The 24459-nt window shown below is 72.8% G+C and carries 23 protein-coding genes, 1 tRNA gene and 1 pseudogene; 10 read left to right on the top strand and 15 right to left on the bottom strand.

Going from position 1 to position 24459, the window contains the following annotated elements; genetic code table 11:
- Window positions 1-35 precede the first annotated feature (35 nt).
- The 6 genes from LBW97_RS03990 to orn all read right to left on the bottom strand — a co-directional run bounded on the left by LBW97_RS03990 (window position 36) and on the right by orn (window position 3711).
- On the bottom strand, window positions 36-812 hold the full coding sequence (locus tag LBW97_RS03990; RefSeq protein WP_224498100.1) for a sulfite exporter TauE/SafE family protein: 777 nt from the start codon (window positions 810-812) through the stop codon (window positions 36-38).
- Between the two features lie 25 nt (window positions 813-837).
- Window positions 838-1005 carry a hypothetical protein gene (locus LBW97_RS03985; RefSeq protein ID WP_224498099.1) on the bottom strand — a complete coding sequence of 56 codons (168 nt, stop codon included), beginning with the start codon at window positions 1003-1005 and terminating at the stop codon, window positions 838-840.
- A gap of 47 nt (window positions 1006-1052) precedes the next feature.
- On the bottom strand, window positions 1053-2426 hold the full coding sequence (locus LBW97_RS03980; protein WP_224498098.1) for an MBL fold metallo-hydrolase: 1374 nt from the start codon (window positions 2424-2426) through the stop codon (window positions 1053-1055).
- Between the two features lie 101 nt (window positions 2427-2527).
- Window positions 2528-2794 (bottom strand): metal-sensitive transcriptional regulator, encoded by a 267-nt coding sequence (locus tag LBW97_RS03975; RefSeq protein ID WP_091984694.1) that lies wholly within the window; start codon window positions 2792-2794, stop codon window positions 2528-2530.
- Window positions 2795-2899: 105 nt separating this feature from the next.
- A tRNA-His gene (locus LBW97_RS03970) sits at window positions 2900-2975 on the bottom strand.
- Window positions 2976-3063: 88 nt separating this feature from the next.
- Entirely contained in the window at window positions 3064-3711 is a 648-nt protein-coding gene (gene orn / locus LBW97_RS03965; protein ID WP_224498097.1) for an oligoribonuclease, read from the bottom strand.
- A 158-nt stretch (window positions 3712-3869) separates the two neighbouring features.
- Between orn and LBW97_RS03960 the strand changes: the two genes are divergently transcribed.
- Together LBW97_RS03960 and LBW97_RS03955 are read left to right on the top strand one after the other, a co-directional pair.
- Complete coding sequence (locus LBW97_RS03960) at window positions 3870-5045, top strand: hypothetical protein (protein WP_224498096.1); 1176 nt, start codon at window positions 3870-3872, stop codon at window positions 5043-5045.
- A 153-nt stretch (window positions 5046-5198) separates the two neighbouring features.
- Window positions 5199-6926, top strand: coding sequence for a hypothetical protein (locus tag LBW97_RS03955; RefSeq protein WP_224498095.1), 1728 nt, complete (start codon window positions 5199-5201; stop codon window positions 6924-6926).
- 24 nt (window positions 6927-6950) lie between these two features.
- Here the strand turns inward: LBW97_RS03955 and LBW97_RS03950 are convergent, their stop codons facing one another.
- The 3 genes from LBW97_RS03950 to LBW97_RS03940 form a co-directional block, all read right to left on the bottom strand.
- Entirely contained in the window at window positions 6951-7742 is a 792-nt protein-coding gene (locus LBW97_RS03950) for a hypothetical protein (RefSeq protein ID WP_224498094.1), read from the bottom strand.
- A 70-nt stretch (window positions 7743-7812) separates the two neighbouring features.
- Complete coding sequence (locus LBW97_RS03945; protein ID WP_224498093.1) at window positions 7813-8262, bottom strand: hypothetical protein; 450 nt, start codon at window positions 8260-8262, stop codon at window positions 7813-7815.
- A gap of 365 nt (window positions 8263-8627) precedes the next feature.
- The gene (locus LBW97_RS03940; RefSeq protein ID WP_224498092.1) at window positions 8628-9224 is read right to left on the bottom strand and encodes a TetR/AcrR family transcriptional regulator; all 597 of its coding nucleotides are present in this window, start codon (window positions 9222-9224) and stop codon (window positions 8628-8630) included.
- An 88-nt stretch (window positions 9225-9312) separates the two neighbouring features.
- On the opposite strand from LBW97_RS03940, the gene LBW97_RS03935 reads away from it, so the two are divergent.
- The 3 genes from LBW97_RS03935 to LBW97_RS03925 are packed head-to-tail and all read left to right on the top strand — an operon-like array spanning window position 9313 to window position 14095.
- A complete protein-coding gene (locus LBW97_RS03935) occupies window positions 9313-10926 on the top strand; it encodes a carboxyl transferase domain-containing protein (protein ID WP_224498091.1) in 1614 nt (537 codons plus the stop codon).
- 5 nt (window positions 10927-10931) lie between these two features.
- Window positions 10932-12941: a biotin carboxylase N-terminal domain-containing protein gene (locus LBW97_RS03930; RefSeq protein WP_224498090.1), complete on the top strand. Its 2010-nt coding sequence runs from the start codon at window positions 10932-10934 to the stop codon at window positions 12939-12941.
- Window positions 12941-14095, top strand: coding sequence for an acyl-CoA dehydrogenase family protein (locus LBW97_RS03925; RefSeq protein ID WP_224498089.1), 1155 nt, complete (start codon window positions 12941-12943; stop codon window positions 14093-14095). Before LBW97_RS03930 ends, LBW97_RS03925 begins: the two co-directional genes overlap by 1 nt.
- Window positions 14096-14222: 127 nt before the next feature.
- On the opposite strand, the gene LBW97_RS03920 is transcribed toward LBW97_RS03925, so the two are convergent.
- From LBW97_RS03920 to LBW97_RS03910, 3 genes are all read right to left on the bottom strand, one after another.
- Complete coding sequence (locus LBW97_RS03920) at window positions 14223-14360, bottom strand: hypothetical protein (protein WP_224498088.1); 138 nt, start codon at window positions 14358-14360, stop codon at window positions 14223-14225.
- 181 nt (window positions 14361-14541) lie between these two features.
- A complete protein-coding gene (locus tag LBW97_RS03915; RefSeq protein WP_224498087.1) occupies window positions 14542-14991 on the bottom strand; it encodes a cupin domain-containing protein in 450 nt (149 codons plus the stop codon).
- A gap of 76 nt (window positions 14992-15067) precedes the next feature.
- Complete coding sequence (locus tag LBW97_RS03910; RefSeq protein WP_224498086.1) at window positions 15068-16081, bottom strand: NADPH:quinone reductase; 1014 nt, start codon at window positions 16079-16081, stop codon at window positions 15068-15070.
- 159 nt (window positions 16082-16240) lie between these two features.
- On the opposite strand from LBW97_RS03910, the gene LBW97_RS03905 reads away from it, so the two are divergent.
- Window positions 16241-16732, top strand: a complete 492-nt coding sequence (locus tag LBW97_RS03905) for a hypothetical protein (protein WP_224498085.1) — start codon at window positions 16241-16243, stop codon at window positions 16730-16732.
- A 74-nt stretch (window positions 16733-16806) separates the two neighbouring features.
- Here LBW97_RS03905 and LBW97_RS03900 read toward each other — a convergent pair whose 3' ends face one another.
- The 3 genes from LBW97_RS03900 to LBW97_RS03890 are packed head-to-tail and all read right to left on the bottom strand — an operon-like array spanning window position 16807 to window position 19815.
- On the bottom strand, window positions 16807-18483 hold the full coding sequence (locus tag LBW97_RS03900) for a DUF885 domain-containing protein (RefSeq protein WP_224498084.1): 1677 nt from the start codon (window positions 18481-18483) through the stop codon (window positions 16807-16809).
- Between the two features lie 44 nt (window positions 18484-18527).
- Window positions 18528-18944 (bottom strand): hypothetical protein, encoded by a 417-nt coding sequence (locus LBW97_RS03895; RefSeq protein WP_224498083.1) that lies wholly within the window; start codon window positions 18942-18944, stop codon window positions 18528-18530.
- A 10-nt stretch (window positions 18945-18954) separates the two neighbouring features.
- Window positions 18955-19815 (bottom strand): helix-turn-helix domain-containing protein, encoded by an 861-nt coding sequence (locus LBW97_RS03890; RefSeq protein ID WP_224498082.1) that lies wholly within the window; start codon window positions 19813-19815, stop codon window positions 18955-18957.
- An 87-nt stretch (window positions 19816-19902) separates the two neighbouring features.
- On the opposite strand from LBW97_RS03890, the gene LBW97_RS03885 reads away from it, so the two are divergent.
- From LBW97_RS03885 to LBW97_RS03870, 4 genes and pseudogenes are all read left to right on the top strand, one after another.
- Complete coding sequence (locus LBW97_RS03885; RefSeq protein ID WP_224498081.1) at window positions 19903-21909, top strand: acetoacetate--CoA ligase; 2007 nt, start codon at window positions 19903-19905, stop codon at window positions 21907-21909.
- Window positions 21910-21939: 30 nt separating this feature from the next.
- Window positions 21940-23748 carry a PEP-utilizing enzyme gene (locus tag LBW97_RS03880; protein WP_224498080.1) on the top strand — a complete coding sequence of 603 codons (1809 nt, stop codon included), beginning with the start codon at window positions 21940-21942 and terminating at the stop codon, window positions 23746-23748.
- Window positions 23748-23972, top strand: a pseudogene (locus tag LBW97_RS20580) (PEP/pyruvate-binding domain-containing protein); the annotation flags it as partial. The gene LBW97_RS03880 and the pseudogene LBW97_RS20580, both read left to right, overlap by 1 nt.
- Before the next feature lie 28 nt (window positions 23973-24000).
- Window positions 24001-24459 (top strand): PEP/pyruvate-binding domain-containing protein, encoded by a 459-nt coding sequence (locus tag LBW97_RS03870; RefSeq protein ID WP_224498079.1) that lies wholly within the window; start codon window positions 24001-24003, stop codon window positions 24457-24459.

The following is a 24459-nucleotide window of genomic DNA, read 5'->3' as shown; positions in this document are numbered from 1 at the left end:
GACCGCGCAGTCATCCCTGGGTCGGGTTCGGTATCTCAGGCCAGGGCGCCGGCGAGGACGTGGGCGGCGATCGCGCCGGCCACGGCCAGCACGAGCCAGGCGAACCAGCGGCGCAGCCGGTCGGTGTCGACGCGTGCGGCGAGCCGTCCGGCGGCGAGGGCGGCGACGACGGCCGGAGCTGTGAAGGCGACGGTCGTCGGTACGTCGAGGGCGGCGTCACCCGCATGCGCGAGGAAGCCGGCGGCAGAGTTGATCGCCACCACCAGCAGCGACGTTCCGACGGCGGTGGACATCGGGAGGCCGAGGGCCAGGACGAGCACCGGAACGATGAGGAAGCCGCCGCCGACCCCGAGCAGGCCGGTGAGGAAGCCGATCGCCAGGCCGCCGGCCAGCGTCCGCGGCAGGCACCGGTGCCAGTTCACCCGGCCGCCGTCGACGCTGCATGCGGTGCCGATCGCAGGCTCCTCCTGCAGCATGCGGACGCCGGCGGCGACCATCAGGGCGACGAACAGTGCCAGGGTGACGGCGTCGGGCAGCAGCCGGTTGGCGGCGGCCCCGGCGAAGGCGGTCGCCGCGCCGGCCGCACCGAACAGCAGCCCGATCCGCCAGCCGACCTGGCCCGCCCGCAGCCGCGGCAGCAGGGCGACCAGCGCGGTGATGCCGACCATGACCAGCGAGGTGGCGACGGCCTGCTGCAGGTCCTGGCCGGCGAGGAGCACCAGCGCCGGCACGGCGAGGATCGAGCCACCACCGCCGAGCAGCCCGACGAGCGCGCCGATGACCAGGCCGAGGCCGACCGGGACGGCGATCACCGGGCTGCCGCGGCAGTGAGGGGCATCAGCGGCGGCCGGTGAGCCTGGCCAGCCAGCCGCCGGAGCGCTCGGGTCGGGGGTGGCCCGGGCAGCGCTGGGCGCTCGGGACGCCGGCCATCACGCGGTCGACGTGCTGGCCGCAGCCGGCCCAGGTCGTCCTGCCGCAGGTGGTGCAGGGAACTGCTCGGCACATGGGGGATCTCCTCTGTTCTCGATGGACGTGCGAAATGGGGTGGGGGGTCAGGCGGCGTCGGCGTGCAGGCCGACGGCGGCCGCGCCGGTGCCGGGGTCGCCGTAGCCTCCGTCGACCAGGACGGGACGGCGGCCGGTGCGGGCGAGCAGCGAGGCGGCGATCGAGGCCCGGTAGCCCGAGCCGCAGTAGACCCACACGTCGCCGGCGGGCAGCTCGTCGATGCGGTCGGTCAACTCGTGGATCGGGATGTGCCGGGACCCACGCACGCCGCCGCCGGAGCGCTCGTCGGCGCGCCGGGCGTCGACCACCACCAGGCCGGGGTCGACGGCCAGGGCCTCGGCCAGGTCGGCGAAGTCGCGGACCGGATACGAGGCCGGCTCCTGATCGGCGACGAGCTCCTCAGGGCTGCCGATCGCGGCGCCGGCGAGCCGGTCGATGCCGATGCGGACCAGCTCGCGGCGGGCGTCGGCGACCTGCTGCTCGGTCTCGCCGATCAGGGTCAGCGGCGCTCCCCACGGCACGAGCCAGCCCACGTAGGTGACGAAGTTGGCGATCGCCAGCTCGAAGTTCAGCGCGCCCGGCAGGTGCTGGTGCGCGAAGGCGGTGCGGCTGCGCAGGTCGATGACCCACTCGCCGGCGGCGAGCCGGCCGGCCAGCTCGGCGGCGTCGACAGGCCGCGGCAGAGAGAGGTCCACCGGTGCGGGGCCTGCGGCGTTGACCGGGCCCATGTGCGCGTACCAGGCGGGGACGGCGGTCAGGCCGGCGACCAGCTGGTCGACGAACGTCTGCTCGTCCTGCGTCAGGGCCGGGTTCACCGCCGCCTGCTCGCCGACGGTGGAGGAGTCCCCGCTGGTCGGCGTGGCCGCGCAGAACGAGCCGAAGCCATGGCTCGGGAACACCAGGGTGCCGGCGGGCAGCTCGTCGACCAGCCGGCGCACCGAGTGGTACTGGGCGTGCGTGAGCTCGTCGGTGTGCTCGGGGCCGACCAGGTCGGTGCGGCCGGTGGAGCCGTGCAGCATGGAGCCACCGGTGAAGACCGCCTGCACCGACCCGGCATCGTCGGTGAGCACGTAGCTGACGTGGTGGTGGGTGTGGCCGGGGGTGTGCAGCACGCGGATGCGCATCGGGCCGGCCTCGAGGACGTCGCCGTCCGCGGCCGGCACCCGCTCGTAGGCCACCGAGTCCCCGGCCGGGACGGCGTACCGCGCGCCGGTCGTCCGGGCCAGCTCGAGCCCGCCGGTCACGTAGTCGTTGTGCAGGTGGGTCTCCAGTACGAGCGCGATGCGGACGTCCCGCTGCTCCGCGAGGGCCAGCACCCGGTCGATGTCGCGCTGCGGGTCGACGACGACGCCGACGCTGCCGGCGCTGACCAGGTAGCTGCGGTCCCCGAGGCCGGTGGTCTCGATGACGTCGATCTGCACGGAAGCTCCTAGGTACGATAAGGTACGGTACGGTACGGTACGGGGCAGGGGTATCCAGATGACGCAGGAACCGGAAGGTTCGTCCCGGCGTCAGGCGGCTGTCAGGCGAGGGAGAGGAAGAGGCGTTCGAGCTCGCGGAGGTCGACCTCGCGCGTCTCGCCGTCCTCGTTGGTCGAGCAGTAGCGCATTCCCGTCGAGACGACGGCGAAGCCGGCCTTGCTCAGCGCCTTGGAGGCGGCGGCCAGCTGGGTGACGACGGCGGAGCAGTCCCGGCCGTCCTCGATCATGCGGACGATGCCGCCGATCTGACCCTCGATGCGCTTGAGCCGCTTGACGACGTCGGCGAGCTCGCCCTGGGGGATGTCCACGGCGACGACGGTACATACCCCGGGGGGTATCCGCCACCCGGGGTCCGGGGGGTCACCCGGAACGGCGAGAGGCCCCGGTCGGTAACCGACCGGGGCCTCTCTTCGTGGGGTGAGTGACGGGACTTGAACCCGCGACATCCAGGATCACAACCTGGCGCTCTACCAACTGAGCTACACCCACCGTGTGCCCACCCCGGACGCGGACGCCCGAGGGAACGCGGCAACGATACCGGAGACCGCGGGCCGATCCGCCGGGGGATCGGCAGGCGTCAGGCGGTGCCGGCGTCGCCCGCGCTCAGCAGCTCGCTGAACGAGCCGGTCACCTGCTCCGCGGCGCTCTTCGCCTGATCGCTGTTCGGGCCGGGCGTCGGCACGAACAGCGTCTGCCGGTAGTAGGCCAGCTCGCGCACCGACTCGATGATGTCGGCCAGCGCGCGGTGGGCCAGGCCCTTGGCCGGCTGGGCGAAGTACACCCGCGGGTACCAGCGCCGGGCCAGCTCCTTGACCGAGGAGACGTCGACCATCCGGTAGTGCAGGTGGTCGTCGAGCTCGGGCATGTCGCGGGCGAGGAAGCCGCGGTCGGTGCCGATCGAGTTGCCGCACAGGGGGGCGGTCCGGCGCTCCGGCACGAACCGCTTGATGTACGCCAGGACCTGCTGCTCGGCCTCGGCGACCGTGAGCGTCGCCGCGCGGACCTCGTCGGTGAGCCCGGACTTCGCGTGCATGTCCCGCACGAACTCGGTCATGCCGTCGAGGTCGGCGTCGTCGGCGGAGATGATCAGGTCCAGACCGGGGTCCAGCACGTTGAGGTCGGAGTCGGTGATCAGCACCGCGATCTCGATGAGCTTGTCGTTGATGAGGTCCAGACCGGTCATCTCGCAGTCGATCCAGACCAGGTGTCCCGCGCTCTCCGCCACGTCGGCTGAGAGTACGCACCGCCCGTCGCGTGCGCCCCGATCGCCCCGCGGGTGTCGGCTCTGGCGCACCAGCGGCAACGGCGCGAGCCGAAACGCTCGGCCACGGCCCGGTTCACCGCTAGGGTCGCCGGAACGCCTCACGTCAGGAAGCAATCCCTGTGTCGACTGCACCCGCACGCACCACGCCCGAGGCCCCGGGAACGCTCCGCGCAGGGCTGGCCCACCCCGTGGCGCTCCTCCGGTGGCTCTGGACTGCCTACATGACGCCCGGCCGCCCGGGGCGGGCCACGGACCAGACCGAGCTGCGGTGGATCTACACCGCCTGGCTCGGGGCTTTCCTGCTGAAGATGCTGGGCTCGTCGTGGGACGTCTCGTGGCACTTCAAGTGGCTGCGCGACGACCTGGCACCGCCGCACCTGCTCAACACCGTCGGCACCGCGGTCGTCGTCGTCCTGGTGCTCTTCCACAGCTACAGCGGCTACGGCGTCGACCGCCGGGCGCTGCGGCTCATGCAGGTGGGCATCGGCACCTTCCTGGTGGCGATCCCGATCGACATCGTCAACCACCGCATCAACGGGCTGGACATCACCAGCTGGAGCCCGAGCCACGCGCTGCTCTACCTCGGCACGGCGATCATGCTGGCCGGCGCGCTGCGCGGCTGGTGGCTCTACGCCGCGCCGGGCCGGGTGCGCGACCTCGTCTCGCTGGGGCTGTGGCTGTTCTTCGTCGAGAACGTCGTCTTCCCGAACCAGCACCAGGAGTACGGGGTCCTGTCGCTGGAGGCCTACCAGGCCGGCCGCACGACGGCCGAGCCGATGCTCCTGGACTTCGCCGCCGCCCAGGGCCAGACGCCGGCCATGTTCATGCTGCCGGTGCCCTCCTGGGTGCACCCGGCCTGGCTGATCTGCGCGGGGCTGCTCTCCCTGGTCGTGGCCCGCAAGATGGTCGGCCTGCGCTGGACCGCGACGGTCATCGCCGTCGTCTACCTGGGCTACCGCGGGGTCATGTGGCTGGCGCTGGTCGCGATGGGCTTCCCGTCCTCGGTGCTCCCGGTCGTGCTGATCCTCGGTGCCGTGCTCATCGACGTCGCCGTCACCCACCGCGTGCCGGGCTGGGCCGCGGGGATCGCGGTCACCGCGGCCGTCTACGGCCTGGCGTTCCCGCTGGAGGCCATGGGCCTGCTGCCGCCGTGGAACTGGTGGTCGGCGCTGCCGGTCGCCGTCGGTTTCGCGGTGCTCTGGGCACTGGTCGACCTCGTCGGGCGCAGCTCCTGGCTGGCCCGCTGGCGGGTCGCCGACGAGCCCGCAGTGCTCGCCGAGACCGCCACCGCCTGACCCGCTCCGCCTCGGCGCGGAGCGCCGGAGCGGCTGCGGGGATGACGTAGCGTCGACGGTGGCTGCGTCACGGGGGCGCCGGAGCCCGCACCCCGACGTGCGCCCGGCGGCGCAGACCGGAACCGAACGAGCGAGCGCCCGGAGGACGACGACGTGCTGGTCCTGACTCCCGAGCCGTTGCAGACGGCGGGGGAGCGCGCCTTCTTCGGCGAGCTGTCGCGGTGGGACACCGGCGCCTCGGTCCGCGCCGCGGTGGTCGCGTCGATCCCGCTGGTGGACGGGCCGCTGGGGCGCCGGCAGTCCGACGCCGTCCTGCTCGTGCCCGAGGGCGTCGCAGTGATCCGGGTGGTCGAGGTGGCGCGGCAGTCCGGCGTCGTCACGGCCACGCCGGAGGGTGCGTGGAGCATCGCCGCCGAGGGCGGGGACAGCCAGGTGCTGCAGCTCGCCGGAGGCGGGTCCAGCCCGCTCGACGGGCTGATGCGGGCCGGCATGGACACCGCGGTGAAGCTGCGCCGGGCAGGGCTCGAGCCCGGCCGGATCGCCCGGCTCACGGTCCTCGTCGGCGAGGTCACCGGACTGGTGCCGGCCGACGGCGACCTGGGGGAGGGCGACATCGTCGCCACCCTCGAGCCGAGGTCGCTGCTGCTGGCCTTCGCCCGGGCCAGCCGGCACGCCGGCGTCGACAACCCCCGGCTCTGGACGACGGCCGACGTGCGCGCGGCGCTGCTGGCGCTGGAGCTCCCCGGCCGCGGACCGACCGTCGAGGAGCTGAACGGGGAGGCCTTCCCCTACTCGCCCTACGTGCTGCGCCGTCCGCAGCTGCTGACCCCGGCCGCCATGGCCGCCGCGCCGATGATCGCCGACCCCGCCGCGCCGCCCTCGGAGGGCAGCGCCCCGGTTCGCGGCGCCGCCGATCCGCTGAGCGCCACCGCGGTCGCGCGCGCGGTCGCCGCCTCGGTCGCCTCCGGGCACGCCGCCGCCGTGTCGGCCGCGGCGCCACCGCGGGCGGCGCCCAACCTGACCGGGCAGCGGGACACCGTCGCCGTCGACGGCCCGGCCTCCCCGCCGAAGGGTGACGCCGGGATTGGCGGCCTGTTCGCGGGTGCCGCGCCCGAGCCGGAGCAGGCGGGACCGGCGCGGACGGCCGTCCAGCCGGTGACCCCGCGGGCCGAAGAGCCGCCGCCGCGGCCGCCGCTGTCGCCCGCGTGGCTCCCTGCTGGCCCGGACCGATCGCCGACCGAGCCCGGGTCCGGCGGCGACCGGTCCCGCTGGACGCTGGTCGTCGCCGCAGCGGTGCTCGCGCTGGTCGTCGTCTGCGGCGTCGCCGTGTGGCTGGTGAACTCCGGCGACCCGGAGGGCGGGTCCGGGAACGGCGGAACCGCCGCGGCGACCCCGACGGCCGAGGTGGGCCCCGTGCCCGGCGACGTGCTGCCCGCCGGGGGGACCCGCTTCACCGTCGAGCAGGTGCAGGTCGACGACACCTGCGCCGGGCACGCCTACGGGGACGTGGCCACCTTCCTGGAGGGCACCGACTGCCTCGGGCTCTCCCGGGCGCTGTACTCCGCGAGCGTCGAGGGCGCTCCGGTCGTGGTCTCGGTGTCCCGGGTGGCCATGGCCGACCCGGCGACGGCGCGGCAGCTGCGCGGGCTGGCCGACACCAACGGCAGCGGCAACGTCAGCGACCTGCTGCGCGAGGGCGTCACGTTCGACGGCGCCCCGGAGGCGCTGAGCTCCGCCGAGTACGCCAGCGCCGTCTCCGGAGCCACGGTCACGATCGTGGAGAGCTCGTGGTCGGACCCGGCGACGGCGGGCAGCACCGCGGCGATCGACGCCGTCGCCACCGCGGGCCTGGCGCTGCCGGTTCCCCCTCTGCCGAAGTAGCCGGGCCCTCGGGCCGACGAGCCCTCAGGTCGTCGCGGTCAGCGGTGCGAAGTCCGAATCGGCGACCGGTACATCGAGCTCGAGGCTGAGCCACTCGTGGATCTCGGCGCTCAGGCCGTCGACGATCTTGGTCGCCCGGAGCACGAGCCCGGTGAGGACATCGACCTCCAGGACGAACTCGTCACCGCCGGCGATCATCCCTAGGGCGTTGGCAGCTGGATCCTGGTCCTGGGTCTCGGCTCGGGGAACGAGAGTGACCGTGTAGCAGTGCCGCCCAGCGACGCGTGACCTGCTGACGGGTCTGAGCTCGAAGAGCTTCGGCAGGCGTCCGGGGCGCAAGAGGGCCAGCGCCTCTGCACCTCCGTGGCTCAGTCCCGGATCGCCCACGTTGGTCGACACCTTCGGGCCGGTGCGCACCCAGAAGATCGGCCCGTCGAGCACCAGGAGGTCCGGCGGTGTGTCGTCACCCTGGGAGGACAGCCGCTCGACGCGCACCCTGGTGCCGTTGCGATCGACCGTGACCGTTCGGAGTGCCTCGACGACCGCAGGTCGGCTCCCTTCCGATGGGAGAGTTGGTGATTCCCACACCGCCGAGCCGGACGCCGCCAGACGAGCGAAGTGCTGGTCGAAGGCGAGCAGGACCAGATCGTGACGCCGCCAATGCCTCCACACGCCGCGCGCGGTCGTCCACGAGGAGTCTGCGTCCTGCATGAGCTCGATGAGCCCGCCGCCGCTCGGCTCGGTGGGCTCTGGCCCTTCGTTCACGGCTGGCTCTCCTCGGTACGGTGCATCGACGGCGGTGCAGCGGGCGATCACACCAGGGGCATGACCGCCCGCCGCTATTCGGGGGTCAGCGGAAGACCGTCACCGTAGGCACGGCCCGCGATCAGGTGCCGCAGCCCACGCTGACGATCGTTCCGAGCTTGTCGTACACGGGCTGATGGTTCACAGACATTTGAACGGCGACCGGCCTGTAGTAACGGGTCACACCAGGAGTGCAGGGATAGCTGGCGTCGGAACGATTCATGTAGCCGGTTGCCTTGCGGGTGATCGAATCGAATCGAGTGGTCTCCTTATTGCACCCGTAGTTGGCACCTACCCGATCGCACACCTGAACGCCTGCCTTGATCTCGGTGTAGACCGAGCCCGACGTGCACTGCCAGTAGGCGCCGAACTGGACCGATCTCGTATTCCGAATCGCATTCGAGAAGGTCCCTCGGCACACTCCCACTGGCCAGTTGGCCGTCGACATGCCATCGCCGGTCGAAGCCTCGGCGGGAGGCGTGTCGACCTCCCAGCTGTTTGCGTACTGCGAGCCAGGGGGATCGTCGATCACTCGGGGGCCCTTGGGAGCGGCGTTCGCCGCCCCCGCCCCGACTGCTGACAAGCAGTAACGCAGCACAAATTGCGACTAGGACCCGAGACTTCGCTGAAGCACCTTCCGGTAGCGGGGAAGGTGAATCTTGGGTATCAGTAGTCGTCGCGTCAATAGCTTCGGCTATTCCTGCTCCGATATGCGCCCGGATCCTCTGAGACGGGGAAGGCCGACGGAGAGCGTCCTCCTGCCCTGGGCCGCCGTATTCGACCAGAACGACTCTTGTCGCCCGTGATCGATGCTGCGGGCAGGGGCGCGGAAGGGGCTGTAGATGTGTATTCGACCCGGCGAGGGTGGAGGCGACCACGTTCGGTCGGTCTGCACGGTCAGGCGGTCGCGGCGGCCCAGGCCATCGCAGTCAGCAGTGCGGCCATGGCGGAGCGGTCCAGCCGGCCAGCGCTGTGCGGGGTGGAGTTGATCAGCCCGAAGACGGCGTGCGCCCGTGCCCGGCAGGTGGCGGCCTCCGCGCCGGGGTGCAGGCGTGCCAGCACCGCCACCCACACCTCGACGTACTGGCGCTGCAGCCGGCGCACCTGGCCGGCCTGCTCCTCGGCCAGCGACGGGAGGTCGCGGTCGTGCACCACGATCAGCGCCGGGTTGTCGAGGGCGAACTCGACCTGGAAGTCGATCAGCGCGCGCAGCTGGGCCTCCGGATCCGCGCCGGCGGCCGCGACCCGCGCCCGGCCACCCTCGGCCAGTCGCTCGCTGATCCGCAGCAGCATCTCGGCGAGCATCGCGTCCTTGCTCGCGAAGTGCCGGTAGATCGCCGGGCCCGTCACGCCCACCGCGGCGCCGACGTCGTCCACACCCACCGCGCGGGACCCGCGCTCGGCGAACAGCTGGGCCGCGGCCTGCAGGATCTGCTCGCGGCGCGACGGGCGGTCGACGTCGGCGTGCAGCGCCGCGTCCCGCGTCGAGATCATGCCGGGATGCTAGCGCGGCCGTGAACCACTGTTAACTCCTCGTCGTGGGGAGTGGACCGCAGCTGTGAACCACCGTTAACCTCAGCCCGTGGACGCACCGGTGCTGCCCCGAGCCCAGTCGGCCGACCCCGAGGCGGCGGCCCGCAACGCCGCGGCGCATGCCGAGTTGGCTGCCGACCTGGCCGGTCAGCTGCGGCGGGTGTCGCTCGGCGGCGGTGAGCGCGCCCGCGAGCGGCACTCCTCCCGCGGCAAGCTGCTGCCCCGCGAGCGGATCGACGCCCTGCTCGACCCGGGCAGCCCGTTCCTCGAGCTCTCCGCGCTGGCGGCGCACGGCATGTACGACGGCGATGCGCCGGCCGCCGGGATCATCACCGGCATCGGGCGGGTGAGCGGCCGCGAGTGCGTGATCGTCGCCAACGACGCCACCGTCAAGGGCGGCACCTACTACCCCATGACGGTGAAGAAGCACCTGCGCGCGCAGGAGGTGGCGCTGTCCAACCGGCTGCCCTGCATCTACCTCGTCGACTCCGGCGGGGCCTTCCTGCCGATGCAGGACGAGGTCTTCCCCGACCGCGAGCACTTCGGCCGGATCTTCTTCAACCAGGCGAACCTCTCCAAGGCCGGCGTCGCGCAGATCGCCGCGGTGATGGGGTCGTGCACCGCCGGCGGCGCCTACGTGCCGGCGATGAGCGACGAGTGCGTGATCGTCCGCGACCAGGGCACGATCTTCCTGGGCGGCCCGCCGCTGGTGAAGGCGGCGACCGGCGAGGTCGTCACCGCCGAGGACCTCGGTGGCGGCGACCTGCACAGCCGGGTCAGCGGCGTGACCGACCACCTGGCGGACGACGACGCGCACGCGCTGCAGATCGTCCGGCAGATCGTCTCGACCCTCGGCCCACGCGAGCCCCGGCCCTGGGACGTCGAACCCGTCGAGGAGCCCGCCTCCGCGCCGGCGTCGGTGACCGAGGTGGTGCCGGCGGACCCGCGGACTCCCTACGACGTCCGGGAGGTCATCGCCCGGCTGGTCGACGGCTCCCGCTTCGCCGAGTTCAAGCCGCTCTACGGGCAGACGCTGGTCACCGGCTTCGCCCGGCTGCACGGCCATCCGGTCGGCATCATCGCGAACAACGGCGTGCTGTTCGCCGAGTCCGCGCTCAAGGGCGCGCACTTCATCGAGCTGTGCGACAAGCGCAAGATCCCGCTGCTCTTCCTGCAGAACATCACCGGCTTCATGGTCGGTCGCGACTACGAGGCCGGCGGCATCGCCAAGCACGGCGCCAAGATGGTCACCGCGGTCGCCACCGCCCGGGTGCCGAAGCTGACCGTCGTCATCGGCGGCTCGTTCGGCGCGGGCAACTACTCGATGTGCGGCCGGGCGTACTCGCCCCGGTTCCTCTTCACCTGGCCCAACGCCCGCATCTCGGTCATGGGCGGGGAGCAGGCGGCCTCGGTGCTGGCGACCGTCCGCCGCGACGGCCTCGAGGCCCGCGGCGAGGAGTGGCCGGCCGAGGAGGAAGAGGCGTTCAAGGCGCCGATCCGCGAGCAGTACGAGTCGCAGGGCCACCCCTACTACGCCACCGCCCGGCTCTGGGACGACGGCGTCATCGATCCGGCCGACACCCGCACCGTCCTGGGCCTCGCGCTCTCCGCCTGCGCCAACGCGCCCCTCGAAGACGTCGGCTACGGCGTCTTCCGGATGTGAGTCAGATGTTCGAGACAGTCCTGGTCGCCAACCGCGGCGAGATCGCCGTCCGCGTGATCCGCACCCTGCGCGAGCTGGGCATCCGCTCGGTCGCCGTGTACAGCGACGCCGACGCCGGCGCGCTGCACACCCGCCTGGCCGACGTCGCCGTCCCGATCGGCCCGGCGCCGGCCGCGCAGAGCTACCTGTCGATCGAGCGGGTGCTGGAAGCCGCCGCCCGCACCGGCGCCCAGGCGATCCACCCCGGCTACGGCTTCCTGTCGGAGAACGTGGAGTTCGCCCGGGCGTGCGAGAAGGCCGGCGTCGTCTTCGTCGGTCCGCCGGTCGCGGCGATCGAGGCGATGGCCGACAAGATCCGCGCCAAGCAGACGGTGATGGCCGCCGGCGTGCCCGTCGTGCCGGGCCGGACCGAGCCCGGCATGGACGACGACGCCGTTGCCGCGGCGGCGGTCGAGGTCGGCTTCCCGGTGCTGCTCAAGCCCAGCGCGGGCGGCGGGGGCAAGGGCATGCGGGTCGTGCGGACGGAGGACGAGCTGCCGGACGCGATCGCCGGGGCCCGCCGCGAGGCGAGCGGCTCCTTCGGCGACGACACCCTGCTGGTCGAGCGGTACGTCGGCAACTCCCGGCACATCGAGGTGCAGGTGCTCGGCGACTCCCACGGGAACGTCATCCACCTCGGCGAGCGCGAGTGCTCGCTGCAGCGCCGGCACCAGAAGGTCATCGAGGAGGCGCCGTCGCCGCTGCTGGACACCGCGATGCGCGCGTCGATGGGCCGCGCGGCGGTGGAGGCGGCCCGCGCCGTGGGCTACACCGGGGCGGGGACGGTGGAGTTCATCGTCGACGCCGACCCGGGTGGGCGGGGAGAGGGCCTGGACTTCTTCTTCCTGGAGATGAACACCCGGCTGCAGGTCGAGCACCCGGTCACCGAGGCGATCACCGGTCTGGACCTGGTCGAGCAGCAGCTCCGGGTCGCGGCGGGGGAGCGGCTGCCGATCGAGCAGAGCGACGTCTCCCTCGACGGGCACGCGATCGAGGCGCGGCTCTACGCGGAGGACCCGGCGCGCGGGTTCCTGCCCCAGGCGGGCACCGTGCTCGGCCTGGTCGAGCCCACCGGCCCCGGCATCCGGGTGGACAGCGCGCTGGCCGTCGGCTCGGTCGTCGGCACCGACTACGACCCGATGCTGGCCAAGGTCATCGCCTGGGCGCCGGACCGCGAGACCGCCCGCGCCCGGCTGGTCGGCGCGCTCGGGCGGACCGCCGTCCTCGGGGTGACGACGAACGCCGCTTTCCTGCGCGCGCTGCTCACCGACGCCGACGTCGTCGCCGGCACGCTGGACACCGGGCTGATCGAGCGCCGCGGCGAGGAACTGACGACGGTCGAGCCGCCGTCGGCGCACGTGCTGGCCGCCGCCGCGCTGGCGCTGCTGGTCGAGGCCGAGCCCGTCGGCCCGGTCGTCGACCCCTGGGACGTGCCGGACGGCTGGCGGCTGGGCGAGCCCGGGTGGACCGTGCGCCGGCTGCAGGTCGCGGGCGGCGAGCCGCAGACCGTGCGGGTGCGCGGGCGGTCCGGCGCCGCCGAGGTCGCGGTGGGGGAGGCGCAGCCGGTACCGGCCCGTGCGGTGCGCGACGGCGAGCGGCTCACCGTGACGTTCGACGGGCTGACGTCGTCCTACCTCCTCCGGCATGACGGCGGAACCGTGTGGCTGGCCGCCGACGGGCACGTCACGGCGCTGCGCGAGCAGGAGCGGCTGTCGTCGTCGGCCGGTGCGGCCGCGGGCGACGGCGTCGTCACCTCGCCCATGCCGGGCACGGTGACGGTGGTGCGCGCCGCGGTCGGCGACGAGGTCGAGGCGGGGACCCCGCTGCTCGTCGTCGAGGCGATGAAGATGGAGCACGTGCTCACCGCCCCCGTCGCGGGAACGGTGACCGAGCTCGGAGTGACGGCGGGCCAGACGGTCGCGCTGGACGAACGGCTGGCCGTGGTCACCGCGGCGCCCGAGCAGCAGGAGAACTGATGTTGGACTACCGGCTCGACCCCGAGACCGAGGCCCTGCGGAAGACCGTCCAGGAGTTCGCCCGCGAGGTCGTCGCCCCCCAGATCGGCGAGTTCTACGAGCGGGACGAGTTCCCGACCCAGATCGTGCGGCAGATGGGCGAGCTGGGGCTGTTCGGCCTGCCCTTCCCCGAGGAGTACGGCGGCGGGGGCGGCACCTACTTCGACCTGTGCATCGCGCTCGAGGAACTGGGCCGGGTCGACCAGTCCGTGGCGATCACGCTCGAGGCCGGCGTCTCCCTGGGTGCGATGCCGATCTACCGGTTCGGCACCGAGGAGCAGAAGCACGAGTGGCTGCCCCGGATGTGCACCGGCGAGGTGCTGGGCGCCTTCGGTCTCACCGAGCCCGGCGGCGGTTCGGACGCCGGTGCCACGCGCACGACCGCGCGGCTGGAGGACGGTCACTGGGTCATCAACGGCTCGAAGGCGTTCATCACCAACTCCGGCACCGAGCTGACCGGGCTGGTCACCGTCACCGCCGTCACGGGCACGCGGCCCGACGGCGGCAAGGAGATCTCGGCGATCATCGTGCCGTCGGGGACGCCGGGCTTCACCGTGGGCCAGCGGTACTCGAAGGTCGGCTGGAACGCCTCGGACACCCGCGAGCTCTCCTTCGACGACTGCCGGGTGCCCGAGGAGAACCTGGTCGGCGTCCGCGGCCGCGGCTACGCGCAGTTCCTCTCCATCCTCGGGGAGGGCCGGATCGCGATCTCAGCGCTCTCGGTGGGGCTGGCTCAGGGGTGCGTCGACGAGTCGGTGAAGTACGCGGCGCAGCGCGAGGCGTTCGGGCAGCCGATCGGCAAGAACCAGGCGATCCAGTTCATGATCGCCGACATGGAGGTGCGCGCCTTCACCGCGCGGCTGGCCTACTACCGGGCCGCGGAGAAGATGCTGCGCGGTGAGCCGTTCGGGCGGGAGGCGTCGATCGCCAAGCTGTACAGCTCCGAGGTCGCCATGGACAACGCCCGCTACGCCACCCAGGTGCACGGCGGGTACGGGTTCATGAACGAGTTCCCGGTGGGCCGCTTCTACCGCGACGCCAAGATCCTGGAGATCGGCGAGGGGACGTCCGAGGTGCAGCGGATGCTGATCGCCCGCGACCTCGGCGTCGGCTGACCGGCCGCGCCGGCGCCGAGTGTGCACTTGTCGACCTCTCGACACCCCTGAGACGTCCACAAGTGCACATTCGGTGGTCGGTCTGCCCGGGTCGCCGCCGGACCTGGAGCCTGCCCGCCGGCTTCGATCAGCGCCGGATGCCGCGCTGGGTCCGGTAGGTGGCCCGGGCGGCACGGGAAGCGGCCCGCCAGTTGCCGAGCTGGTACCCGACGTAGCCGCCGAGGAGCCCGCCCACGGCGAGGGCTGCAGCAACGCTCTCCGGCACGGCACGCTCCCCGAGTTCGGCATCCGGACGACACCGGAACTGTGCGGGTCAGGTGAGCACCGTGCCGGTCATGAGCCCGTCTTCCGGACCGATCGGCGTGCCCCCGCTGTGCGTCGCGACCGACCGTGCCCACCGGAGGTCAGGCGGTGACGGCGACGAGCACCGTGCCGACGGCGCCGCCTCAACCTCCTGGATGGGCGCCGAGGATGTCGGTGCCGTGCTCGGCGGCGAGTTCGAGCAGCCGTTCGGGGTCGGCGAGCAGCGCGTCCTCTCCGGCGTCGACGACCGCCTGGAAGAACCGCTCCATCCCGGCGGGGCTCACCAGGGTCAGGAAGCGCACCGGGTCGTCGCTCAGCCGCCGCAGTGCGTGCGCCTTGCCGCGGGGCACCAGCAGGAAGCTGCCCGGGCCGACCGTGCTCTCCGTGCCGTCCTGCCAGACCGCGACCCGACCGGACAGGACGTAGAACGCCTCCTCCGCCGCGGTGTGCCGGTGCAGTGGCGTCGTCTCGCCGAAGAATTCCTCCTCGACGAGCCAGTACGCCCCGCCGGTCGTGCCGCCGTCGGCCTTGGTCGTGTACGTCGAGCCCAGGGCCGTGAGCCGCTGACCCTCGGCGGGTCCGAGCATCGTCATTGGGCACCTCCGCGGATCGGCGGTCCGGCCACGGTGCCGCCGATCCGGGGCGCGGTCAACGGTCCCCGGCGCGGGGTCAGGCGGTGACGTCGATCAGCACCTTGCCGACGGCCCCGTCCTGCACGGCCTGGTGCGCCGCGGCGGTCTCGGCCAGCGGATAGACGTGCAGCGGCAGCCCGGCCTCCTCGCCCACCCGGAGCACGCCCTCGCCGACGGCGGTGGCGACGTCCTCGATGGCGAGCACCTTGGCCCGCTCCGGCTCGGTGTAGACGAGCACGAACTGCCACCGGGCGTTCGGGCCCATCTGCGCGCGCACCGGCACGGTCACCTCCGCGCCGCCGTCGTCGGCGTACATGGCGACCGCCCCGTGCATGCCGATCACCTCCGCGTCGACGGCGGCGTTCACCGCAGCCGACACCTCGACGATGGCGCCCACGCCCTTCGGCGCGATCTTCCGGACCTCGGCGACGACGTCCTGGTCCTTGTAGTTGACGACGTGGTCGGCGCCGGCCGCCGCGGCGAGCTGCGCCTTGCGGGCCGAGCTGACGGTCGCGATGACCGTCGCGTCGGACCAGCGGGCCAGCTGGATCGCCGCGTTGCCGACCGCGCCGGCGCCGCCCTGCACGAGCACGGTGTGCCCGTCGAGCGTGCCCGGGCCGAGCCGGTCAGGGAGCGACTCGGCGACGGTGAGGCAGCGGTGCGCGGTGAGGAACGGGATGCCGAGCGCGGCGCCGAGCTCGAACGAGGGGTCCTCACCGAGCAGGACGACGTGCCGCGCCGGGACGACGGTGTGCTCGGCGGCGGTGCCCCACGGGCGCTGCCAGGCGGCCTCCCAGATCCACACCCGCTGGCCGAGCATCGCGGGGTCCACGCCCTGGCCGACGGCCTCCACGGTGCCGGCGCCGTCCTGGTTCGGCACCTGCCCCTCGGGGCCGGGCTCGGCCTTGCTCCGGGACTTCCAGTCGGTCGGATTGACGCCGGAGAACGCGACGCGTACCCGCACCTCGCCGGGGCCGGGCTCGGGCACCGCCCGCTCGACCAGCTCGAGGACGTCGGGACCACCGGGACGGCTGTAGGAGATCGCTCGCACGCGGCCTTCCTACCCCGACGCGGTCCCGGGTCAGACATCGGTGGGGTCCGCGCCAGAGCCCTCCCTCAAGGGGGAGGGAGATTCAGGCCATCTGGCCGGCGGACCGATGGTCTCCCCAGTCCCGCTCGTGCGGGCCCACCCGTCCCAGCAGGAGGAACCGTGACCACCGTGCCGCCCCCCGTCGGCGACCCGCAGCCCCCGACCGGCCCCGCCCCGTGGATCTCCCCGGGCGCGTCCACGGGGCCTGTCACCGGCACCGGCTCCCGCCGCTGGCTCTACGTGGCCGGGGCCGGCGTCGCCGTCGTCGGACTGATCATCGCCACCGGTGGCGGGTCCGACCGCACGCCCGTCGAGACCGCCGAGGAGCACGTCGAAGCCTTCGTGTCGGGCGAGTGGGAGGACGCGTACGAGCTGCTGTGTGCCGAGGAGCGCGCGTCCTACGACGACGCCGAGGACTACGGCGCCTCGATGGTCAACAGCTTCGGGGGCGCGCTGCACGGCGCCACCGTCACCGGCGAGGTGGAGCAGGACAGCAACGGTGACGTCGAGGTCGAAGTTGAGTTGCGCAGCGTGTTCGGCACCGGCGACCAGCAGCTCGACCTCGTCCTGGAGGACGGCGAGTACCTGGTGTGCGAGGGCCTGCTCGAGTGAGCGGTCGCACCAGCGACTGATGCGCCGGCGGGTCATCCCGCCGGCGCATCGTCGTCCCTGGGGCGGTCCAGCGGTCAGAGCCGGGCGAGCTCCTGGGCGAGCGGACCGAGACCGAGCGGCCCCAGGTCGAGCACCGCGCGATGCCACTGCTTGAGGTCGAAGCCGCTGCCGGCGCGGGCGCGCGCCTCCTCGCGGGCGGTCAGGAAGACCCGCTCGCCGACCTTGTAGACCGGGGCCTGCCCGGGCCAGCCGAGATAGCGGTGCAGCTCGTCGGTGCGCATCGCGTCGTCCATGGAGACGTGCCGGCGGAGGAACTCGGCGGCGACGTCGTAGCTCCAGCGGCCGGCGTCCATCCCGGAGCCGGGCGGGATCGGCAGGTCCAGGTGGACGCCGATGTCGAGGACGACGCGCGCCGCCCGCAGCTCCTGGGCGTCGAGCATGCCCAGCCGGTCGCCGGGATCCTCCAGGAACCCGAGCTCGCCCATCAGCCGCTCGGCGTAGAGCGCCCAGCCCTCGGCGTGCGCGGAGCAGAAGTTCAGCATCCGCTGCCACCTGTTGAGCAGCGCGGCGTTGGCCACCGTCTGCCCGATCTGCAGGTGATGTCCCGGCACGCCCTCGTGAAAGACCGTCGTCGTCTCGCGCCAGGTGGTCATCTCCGTGACGCCGTCGGGCAGCGACCACCACATGCGGCCGGGCCGACTGAAGTCCTCGGTGGGGCCGGAGTAGTAGACGCCCTCGCCGGCGGTGGGGGTCAGTCGCCCCTCGATCCGGCGGACGGGATCGGGGATGTCGAAGTGCACGCCGGCGAGCGCGTCGACGGCGCGGTCGGCGGTGTTCTGCAGCCAGGCCTGGAGCGCGTCCCGGCCGCGCACCATCCGGGCGGGGTCGGCGTCGAGTGCCGCCATGGCCCCGGCGACGCCGCCGCCCGGCGCGATCGACTCGGCGACCGACTCCTTCTCGGCGACGATCCGCGCGAGCTCCTCCCACCCCCAGGCGTAGGTCTCCTCCAGGTCGAGGTCGGCGCCGGTGAACCAGCGCGACTCCACGGCGTAGCGCTCGCGGCCGGCGGCGTCCCGTTCGGGCGCCCGGGGCAGGAGGTCGGACTCGAGGTGGTCGGCGAACTCGCGCAGCGCGGCGGAGACCCCGGCCGCGGCAGCCGAGAGGTCGCGGGCCAGCGCGCCGTCGGACGGCACCGGGGCGCCGGCGACCAGTCCGGCGTAGAAGCCGCCCGGTGCCGCCCACTGCCGGGCCCGCTCGGCGCACAGTCGGACCTGGCGGGCGGCCGAGACCGTGCCACGGGCGGCAGCATCGTCCAGCCCGGCCGTGTAGCCGCGCAGCGCCTGGGGGAGAGCGGCGAGCCGGCGCGCGATCGTCGCCCAGTCCTCGTCGGTGTCGGTCGGCATCAGGTCGAACGGCTGGCGGAAGCCCTGCAGCGGGCTGTCGATCGTGTTCAGGTCGGCCTGCGCCAGGCCTGCGTCGTGCCGGTCCAGTTCGGCGCCCAGCCGCTCCACCATGGCCGCCCGGGCCACCTCCTCGTGCGCGTCCGCCGGGGTCAGCGCGGCGACCTCCGCACGGGTCCTCCGCAGCAGCTCCGCCGTGCCGGCGGAGCCGTCCGGGGTGAGGTCGGGCCAGCGGTCGTCATGGCCGGGCGCCCCGATGTACGTGGCGACGACGGGCTGCGCGGCGGCGTAGTCGTCGACGAAGCGGTCGGCCAGCTCGGACAGCGGGGTGGCGGGGCGCGGCGCGGTCACGGCCGAGACGTTAGCCGCGCTCGCCCGGGCGCCCCATCGGGTTTTCAGCCGGCGTAGGCGTGCGGATCGGTCGGCCACTCCAACGGCGGCAGCCCGGCGAGCGCGATCATCCGGTCGACGGTCAGCTCGACCACCTCGTCCTCGGGCGGGACGCCGGCGGGTGAGGCCAGCAGGGCCAGCGCGTCGACCGGATCGATCTCGGTGCCGGTCGCCTCTTTGGCCCAGCGGGAGAAGCCCTCCGCCTCGGCGGGCGCGTCCACCGGGTCTGCGGCGTCGGCGTCGTCGAAGTAGTAGCGCGGCTCGTAGCGCAGGAAGAACCGCCCACCGGAGGCGTCGGACATCCGGTAGTCGACGGTCGCGAAGCCGCTGTCGTGCACGTCCAGGAGCAGGAACGGCACCACGGTCGGGCCACCGGTGCTCCACCGGCCGTCGCTGTAGGAGAACTTCCGGAACAGGCCCACGGCTCCGAGGTTAGCGGCCGCCTCGGTCCTGGCCGGTCGTGTCGGGCGCGCGCGGCGGCCCACCGAGCCCGACCGCGCGGGCGCGCGCCTCGACGTCGTCCACGGCCCGGCGCAGGTCACCGAGATGGCGCTGGATCATGCCGGTCGTGGACAGGACCTGCCGTCGCCAGGTCAGGTTGATGGTGGCCACCACCCGATCTCCCACGCGGACCGGCATCGCGATCGACTCCCGTCCGTCGTCCACCTCAGAGCGCGGGCGGGAGTAGTCGCCTCCGAAGTCGGGCGCCCGGATGCCATAGCCGCGTTCCCGGGTGGTCGACACCAGCCGACGCAACGCCTCGTCGTCGAACGCCAGCCCGTGCGCCGGGGCGTCCCGTTGGCGGAGGCGGCGGATGACCGCCTCGAACTCCCGCTCGGTGCAGAACGCCAGGTACGCGCGACCGGAGGCCGAGCCCAGCATGTTCACCCGGTAGCCGCGCGGCCGCGGTGGGAGGGCGTCGAAGTAGGTGCGGGTGCTGTTGGTCTCCAGCGTCTCCATGTGGTCCAGCCGCGGAACGGCGAGGACGGACGGCCACTGCAGCCGCCCCGCCAGTTCGTCGAGGACGGGGGAGGCGGTCTCCACCAGCCACGCATCGTCGTCGGGCTCCACCCGGTGCTGGGTGTGGCTCGGCAGGAACGCTCCGTCGACCATCCGCTGCCACACCAGCCCCTGCTGGTGCGCGGTCCAGAGGATGCGGGTGAGCGTCGCCTTGGGAATCCCGGTGGCGAGATGCAGGTCGTGCAGGCTCGCGGCCCGCACCTCCTGCAGGGTCTGCAGCACCTGGAGGCCGCGCGCGAGGGACTCGATCGGCTTGACCCTGTAGTTGCGCACTGCATTCCTCCGCTGCAGCTTTTCGCACCGTGAAATCGGCGCGAATCAGTGTTGCCCACGGAATGTGGTCTGCGCCACTGTCTCGCCATGCCGCATCTCCACTCCGCGACCGGTGCGCGACGGACCTCCGTCGCCGAGGGCGAGCTGCTCTGGACGCCGTCTCCCGAGCGGGTGGCCGGCGCGCAGCTGACCGAGTTCACCCGCTTCGCCGAGGAGCGCACGGGGCGCACCTTTCCCGACTACGCCGCGCTGTGGGCGTGGTCGACGACCGAGCTCGAGGGCTTCTGGCAGGCGGTCTGGGACTACTTCGACGTCCGCTCGTCGGCTCCGTACACCGCGGTGCTGGAGGAGCGGGTCATGCCCGGCGCGCGCTGGTTCCCCGGCGCCCGGCTGAACCTCGCCGAGCACGTCCTGCGCTCGGAGCGCCCCGGGGAGCCGGCCCTCCTCTTCGCCGACGAGCAGAACCCGCTGCGCGAGCTGTCGTGGGAGGAGTTCGCCCGGCAGGTGCGCGTCCTCGCCACCTACCTGCGCGACCGGGGGATCGGCCGCGGCGACCGGGTCGCCGCCTATCTGCCCAATGTGCCGCAGGCGATGGTCGCGATGCTCGCCACGGCGAGCGTCGGCGCGGTGTGGGCGAGCGTCTCGCCCGACTTCGGCTCCCGCGGGGCCCTGGACCGGCTCGGCCAGCTCGACCCGGCCGTGCTGTTCGTCGCCGACGGCTACCGCTACGGCGGCCGCGACTTCGACCGCCGGGGTGAGGTGGCCGAGCTCGTCGCGGGCCTCCCCGGGCTGCGGGAAGTGGTCGGTGTCCCGGTGCTGGGGCTCGACCAGCCCGGCACCCCGTGGGACGACGTCGCCGCCGGACCCGACGTGCCGGACTTCGCGTTCGAGCAGGTGCCCTTCGACTCCCCGCTCTGGGTGCTGTTCTCCTCCGGCACCACCGGTCTGCCCAAGGCGATCGTGCACGGGCACGGCGGGATCCTGCTCGAGCACCTGAAGCTGCACGTCCTGCACCACGACCTCCGCCCGGGCGATCGCGCGTTCTTCTTCACCACCACCGGCTGGATGATGTGGAACTTCCTCCTCACCATGCCGCTGGTCGGCGCGGTGCCGGTGCTCTACGACGGCAACCCCAGCCATCCCGACGTCGACGTCCTCTGGCGGATCGCCCAGGACGGCCGGGCCCGGCTCTTCGGCGCCAGTCCCACCTTCGTCGAGCTGATGCAGAAGGCCGGCGTCGTGCCCCGCGAGCGGTTCGACCTCTCGGCGCTGGACGTCGTCATGCCGGCCGGCTCACCGGTCGGCCCGGCGGTCAGCGTCTGGTTCTACGCCGACGTGAAGGACGACCTCTCCCTGGCGACCGGCAGCGGCGGCACCGATTGCTGCACCGGATTCGTCGGCGGCGTGCCGACCCTGCCGGTCCACGCCGGGGAGATCCAGGCCCGCTCGCTCGGCGTCGCCGCCGAGGCGTGGGACGAGTCGGGTGCCAGCGTCGTCGGCCGGGTGGGGGAGCTGGTCATCACCCAGCCCATGCCCTCGATGCCGCTGTTCTTCTGGGGCGACGACGACGGCGCGCGCTACCGGGCCAGCTACTTCGAGACCTTCCCCGGGGTCTGGCGGCACGGCGACTTCTTCGAGGTCAACGAGCGCGGCGGCTGCTTCGTGCGCGGTCGCTCCGACGCCGTCCTCAACCGGCAGGGGGTGCGGATCGGGACCGCCGAGATCTACCGCGTGGTGGAGGACGACCCCGCCGTCCTCACCTCCCTGGTGGTCAACCTCGACCTGCCGGACGGCGGCTTCTTCATGCCGCTCTTCGTGGTGCTGAAGCCCGGCCAGCAGCTGGACGACGACCTGATCGCCCGGCTGCGGTCGAGGCTGCGGGCCGACTGCACGCCGCGCCACGTGCCCGACCGGATCGTCGCCGTCGACGCGATCCCGGTGACGCGCAGCGGCAAGAAGATGGAGATCCCGGTGCGCCGTCTGCTGCTCGGCGCCGACCTGGCCGCGATCGCCGACCCCGACGCGATGGCCGATCCGGACGCCTTCGCCGGCATCGCCGAGTACGCCCGCACCCAGACCGACTACTCGCTCTGACCTCATCCACCGCCTGAAGAGGAACCAGCCATGACCGAGCGTTCGTTCCCCCTGCCGTCCCAGCTGGAGCCCGTCGCGGGCGCCGAGGGGTGGGAGTCGATGTACCCGTACTTCTCGCGCTTCCAGCCGGAGGACGACCAGCGGTTCTGGTTCTACAATTCGATGCACTTCCCCGAGGTCGTGCCCGCCTTCGACGGGATCACCTCGGAGATCCCCTACACCGCGATCGGGGCGAACACCGCCCGGCTGTTCTCGTTCCCGACGACGATGGGCATCGAGTACCGGATCATCCACGGGCGGGTCTACATCACCGCCAACCCGGTGCTCGACGAGGCCGAGCAGGGGCGCCGGCTGGCCGACTTCCAGGAGCGGGCCGGCCACTACTACGGCAACTGGGACCGCATCTACGGCGAGTGGCAGCAGCGCATCGAGGCGTTGATCGCCGACATCGAGGCCGTCGAGGTGCCCGAGCTCGGCGACCTCGACCCGATCGAGGTGATCACCAGCGGCCGCGGCTTCGCGTCCAACCACTTCCTCCGCGAGCGGTTCCACCGCTGCATCGACCTGTATTCGAAGATGTGGCACCACCACACCGAGCTGCTGATGCTCGGCTACGGCGCCTACGTCGTCTTCTTCGAGTTCTGCAAGCAGGTGTTCCCGGAGATGGGCGACCAGATGGTGGCCCGGATGGTCGCCGGCATGGATGTCACCATGTACCGGCCGGACGACGAGCTGAAGAAGCTGGCGGCGCTGGCGGTGGACCTGGACCTCGCCGACCTCTTCGTCGAGGGCAGCGACCCGGCCAAGGTGCTCTCCGCCCTGGCCGAGCGCGGGGAGCCCGGGGCCCGCTGGCTGGCCGCGCTGGAGGCGGCGAAGGACCCGTGGTTCAACGTCTCCGTCGGTGACGGCTTCTACCACCACCACCTGTCCTGGGCCGACGACCTGACCGTGCCCTTCGCCGCGCTGCCGCGCTACGTCGACCAGGTCGCGGCCGGTGAGGACCTCACCCGGCCCACCGAGCGGTTGGCCGAGGAGCGTGACCGCATCTCCGGCGAGTACCGCGCGCTGCTGGACTCCGAGGAGGAGCAGGCCGCCTTCGACCAGATGCTCGGCCTCTGCCGGCAGGTCTTCCCCTACATCGAGTCGCACAAGTTCTACTGCGAGCACTGGTTCACGACCCGCTTCTTCCAGAAGATCCGGGCCTTCGGTGCTCTCCTGGCCGAGCGCGGCGTCCTGCTCGAGGCCGACGACGTCTTCCACCTGCGGCACACCGAGGTCGAGGACGCGCTCGCCGACGTGATGCTGGCCTGGGCCTCCGGCGGCACCGAGCTCGGCGCCCGCCACTGGCAGCCGATCGTCGCCGAGCGCAAGCGGATCGTCGAGGCGCTGTCGGGCTGGTCCCCGCCGCCGGCGCTGGGCGCTGTTCCCGAGGCGCTCAACGACCCCGCGGTGAAGATGCTCTGGGGCATCACCCAGGACACCATCGAGTCCTGGCTCGGCAGCGATGACGACGACGGGTCGACCGTGCGCGGGTACGCGGCCTCCCCGGGCGTCGTCGAGGGCGTCGCCCGCGTGCTGCTCAACGTCAACGACATCGGCCAGATCCGCGAGGGCGAGATCCTCGTCTGCCCGGTCACCGCCCCGAGCTGGGGCCCGGTCTTCGGCAAGATCGCCGCGGCGGTCTCCGACATCGGCGGCACGATGAGCCACGCCGCGATCGTGGCCCGCGAGTACGGCATGCCCGCCGTCGTCGGCACCGGCACGGCCACCGCCCGCATCCGCACCGGTGACCGGCTGCGCGTCGACGGCGACCGCGGCGTCGTCACCGTCCTGAGCTGATGGGATCCGTCATGACCACGACCCGCCCCGTCCTGCACTTCTCCGAGGTCGGCTTGCGCGACGTCCCCGACGTCGGCGGCAAGGGCGCCAGCCTCGGCGAGCTGCTCCGTGCCGGCATCCGGGTGCCCATCGGCTTCTCCGTGACGACGGCGGCCTTCCGGCAGACCGTCGAGCACCTCACCGTCGGCGGGCAGACCATCCCGGAACGGGTGGCCGCGCTCGACCCCGCCGATGCCGAGGGGCTCGCGGCGGGTGCTGCCGAGATTCGCGCGGCGGTGGAGTCCGAGCTGGGGGCTCGGCTCGGCGGTCGTCAGCGGCGACGTCACCCCCGACTCGTTCGTGGTGAGCAAGGTGACCGGCGAGATGAAGCGGAACGTCGCGACCAAGACCCGCTGGCACCGGCCGGACCCGTCCGGAGCCGGCGTGGTGGAGGACGACGTGCCGGAGGAGCTGCGGGACCGTCCGTCGATCTCCGACGCGGAGATCGCCGAGCTCGTGGCCACGGCCCGCCGGGTGGAGGCCCACTACGGCTGCCCGCAGGACATCGAGTGGGCGGTCAATGATGCGGGCGAGGTCTTCCTCCTGCAGAGCCGGCCGGAGACGGTGTGGGCGGCGAAGGACGCGGCCAGGAAGGCCGCGAAGGCCCCGACGGCACGGCCGTTCGACCACGTGCTGAACCTGCTGGGCGGTTCCCGCCCGACGGGGAAGTGA

The organism is Blastococcus sp. LR1 (genome assembly GCF_020166105.1).
Classification (GTDB): domain Bacteria; phylum Actinomycetota; class Actinomycetes; order Mycobacteriales; family Geodermatophilaceae; genus Blastococcus.
The sequence above is the reverse complement of the archived record's forward strand: the minus strand, read 5'-3'. Positions and strand labels throughout refer to the sequence as shown.